The organism is Prevotella sp. TF12-30 (genome assembly GCF_003436715.1).
Classification (GTDB): Bacteria; Bacteroidota; Bacteroidia; order Bacteroidales; family Bacteroidaceae; genus Prevotella; species Prevotella copri_A.
This window is the reverse complement of record NZ_QSQJ01000087.1, coordinates 1-2,927: the sequence shown is the minus strand read 5'-3', so window position 1 is coordinate 2,927 and position 2,927 is coordinate 1. Positions and strand designations below refer to the sequence as shown.

Annotated in this window: 3 protein-coding genes; all 3 read right to left on the bottom strand. The window is 42.1% G+C overall.

All coding sequences use genetic code 11. The features are described 5' to 3' along the window. Nucleotides 1–42 precede the first annotated feature (42 nt). The 3 genes from DXD25_RS16050 to DXD25_RS16040 are packed head-to-tail and all read right to left on the bottom strand — an operon-like array spanning nt 43 to nt 2,295. Nucleotides 43–603, bottom strand: coding sequence for a hypothetical protein (locus DXD25_RS16050; RefSeq protein ID WP_117664363.1), 561 nt, complete (start codon nt 601–603; stop codon nt 43–45). Further along, entirely contained in the window at nt 600–1,529 is a 930-nt protein-coding gene (locus DXD25_RS16045; RefSeq protein WP_117664362.1) for a hypothetical protein, read from the bottom strand. The genes DXD25_RS16050 and DXD25_RS16045 overlap by 4 nt, the downstream gene beginning before the upstream one ends. Nucleotides 1,530–1,551: 22 nt before the next feature. After that, nucleotides 1,552–2,295 (bottom strand): hypothetical protein, encoded by a 744-nt coding sequence (locus DXD25_RS16040; protein ID WP_117664361.1) that lies wholly within the window; start codon nt 2,293–2,295, stop codon nt 1,552–1,554. Nucleotides 2,296–2,927: the final 632 nt, after the last annotated feature.

Sequence of the window (2,927 nt, the reverse complement as noted above, 5' to 3'; positions counted from 1 at the left end):
GAAACTCAAAATAAAAGCATCATTCTGCTATTTTTTGCTTTTTTAGGCGTTATTTTCTTCGAAAAAAGCATCCACTTTCCGCTCGATATCGGCATCCGGTTTCGGTTCTCTACCATTGAAGGCATTATAGAAAGATTTGCCCGTAGCATAGTTGCTGATGCGGCAATCTTCCGAGAGGAATCTGAAGATAGTGTTTACTCCCACTACTCGTTTTGGAGGAATAACACCCAGTTCCTTCCAATGTCTCACAAAAGAGAAAATAGCGATGTTCAGGGGCGAATCCACCTTAGCACTGATAGGCTCGCCCTGCATCTCGTTCTGCTTCAGGAATCGGCAGAAGAGGCTTACCTGCTGGCGGGTTTCCACCTCATCCTTGCAGTAGCAGGCATCGTCGAGGGCAAAGAGGTGCTCGCTGTTTCTGCCCTTGTGGGATGGCTTCCCAATCTGCCCGACATGAGCCATGCTCTGGCTCTTCTGCCCAGCTTCTCCTCCACCCGATGGATATACATTCATCACGCCAAAGATATTCTGGTGCTCCACATATCCGTTGTAGATAGCACCAGGACAGATGACTACCTTAGGTTCTTTCCGATTCTCTTTCATTGCTGATCACCTCCCAACTTATTCTGCGGCATATCCTCCAACTTATACTGCGGCATCCCTTCTCCAGGCAGGACATTGCCCGTGTTCTGCGGAACGACATGCTGATTGTTTACCTCGTTATTGTAAATTCCGCCGTTGCTGACTACAACTCTAGCTTCATTTTCAACCTTACGGGCATTCATTTCCTCTATTGCCCTGTCACGGTTTGGAATGATACCCAGAATCATGTTACCCAGTTCATATTGGGTATCCTTGTCATGAGAGAGCTCCTTCTTTACACCCTCTTCCAGCATATAGTCAAGCAAGCGCATACACATGTGTCCATCCTCTGGGGTTTTTACCTTTGCAATATCAGAAGCATAATCCACGCCAGCCTTGATGATCTTCTTTGCAATCTTGGCCTTTGCCTTGCTGCCATCATCTTTCCCGCTTTCTTCATGCACAGGTGGCGGCATACGCTTATATGATATAGCTTCAAAACTGCTAAGTGTTTCATTCTTGGCTCTCAACCGCTCAATTTCCTTCAGCAGTTTCTTATTTCTGTCCAAGGCATCAGTAGATAACTTTCGGGCATCATCCAGCGCCTCCTTCAGCGTTGTGATGGTCTTCTCCGACTCAGCCTTGTAATTATCGTAATCAGTTTCCAATGCTGAATTGAACTCTGCAATCGCTTCATTCGCATCATTGCGCCCCATCCGTGCCTTTGCCTCATCTTTCAAAGCCTGGATTTCATTCTCCAAAGCCTTGATCTTCTTCTCGTCCAAAGCACGCGATGCCTGGCAATCTTCGTAAAACGACTGCATACGCTCATCTGCACCCTCAGGAAGAGAGGGCAGACTGCTGGAAGAGGCATCCCTCTTCTTCAAAAACTCTCCGGCCTTTATTCGCTTGGAAAGGTCGGCATATAAATCATCTGTAATAATCATAATCAATATTTGCAGTGTCTAGTTAAAATGGTAAGGAATCATCCAGGTAATCCATAGGTTGTGGTTTTTGGGACTCTTCCTTTGCCCAGTTCAGGAAAGCCAATTGCTCATCGATAGTTGGAAATAAAGCGAGCTGCAACTTCAAGTCATCCAAACTATAATGACGAACTATATCTATCCAGAGTTTTGAAGTGTAAAACTTGGGATGCAAAGGATGTGGTCGAAGAGAAGTACGATAGCGGTACTTCCAGTCAAGTATGGTTTCATCAAAACTATTCATAGCATCAATAATCCCCCAATCATATTCATCTGCATCAATAGATTCATCTTCATCTTGAACCTCCAAATTTTTACGGAAATCAACTAGGAAAAAAGCCATCTCGTGACTTTTTTCTTCTTGCAGAAATAAAATAGCATAAACCATCCATTTAATGAGCACAAGTTCGGTAAAAGGGCAATGACTAACCTTTGCCTTATGAGTTCTCTTATAATCCTCCAACCAAATTGTATTGATAGTATAATCGATTTCCTCATCTAAATTAGTCTCATCAATAGCTTCAGATTGTAAAATGCAAACGGCAACACAATAAGCTGCATTGAATGCAGGAAGCGAATTTTTCATAAGCAAATGCCCGCTATGATGCGCTGTCATGTACAGTTGCTTGAGCAATGCATCAAGCGACGTTGGATTCTTTGTGTCAAAAGCACCAAGACTATTCTTCTCTCCATAATATAGGTTATGGAACCATTCAAATGGATTTTTCATTCACTATTATCAATTTATGAATGCAGAAACCCCGCCTGGAGAGCGTTAACTCTGCCAAGCGGGGTTTGCGTTCTGGTTTATGATTTTCACCGTTAGTTGTTTACTATGAGATAACTCGCTAACTTTCATGCTTTTATCATACACAAGATAAGAATAGCTTGTTATTCATGCTCCAAAAGTACAATTTATTTTTGAAACAAGCAAGGATTTTGCGGAAAAAATGAAAATAAATATGGCAAAGGCATGACAGAACTCTTTCTAACTGTACAGTTGAACTCTTCCACCTCTCCATGGCAGCCCAAAGCGTGACAGTGACAGTTACAGTTTTGTTTTCCGCAACTTTCCCTTCAAGAGTGCCGAAGTGTGAAAAAAGTATAATTAGATAGTTATATTTATATATATATATAAATATAAAATTTCTCTTTACCCTTTTTGGGGATAGGTAGAGAAGAGAAAAATGAAACTGTAACTGTCACTGTCACGCTTTTGCTTTATGCGTAAAACTCACAAGCGAGAAACTTCTACCAACAAGAAACGGTGTTTTCTCAGGCATAACTCTATGTTTCTCGCCCCGCAAAACTACGAGTTAGTTTTGTTAACATAAAGCTCTAAAGCAGCCAAAGGAGAATAAG

What these genes read in the sequence shown, in the direction of transcription:
- DXD25_RS16040 (WP_117664361.1), bottom strand. Translation starts at nt 2,295, where the DNA reads ATGAAAAATCCATTTGAATGGTTCCATAACCTATATTATGGAGAGAAG.
- DXD25_RS16050 (WP_117664363.1), bottom strand. Translation starts at nt 603, where the DNA reads ATGAAAGAGAATCGGAAAGAACCTAAGGTAGTCATCTGTCCTGGTGCT.
- DXD25_RS16045 (WP_117664362.1), bottom strand. Translation starts at nt 1,529, where the DNA reads ATGATTATTACAGATGATTTATATGCCGACCTTTCCAAGCGAATAAAG.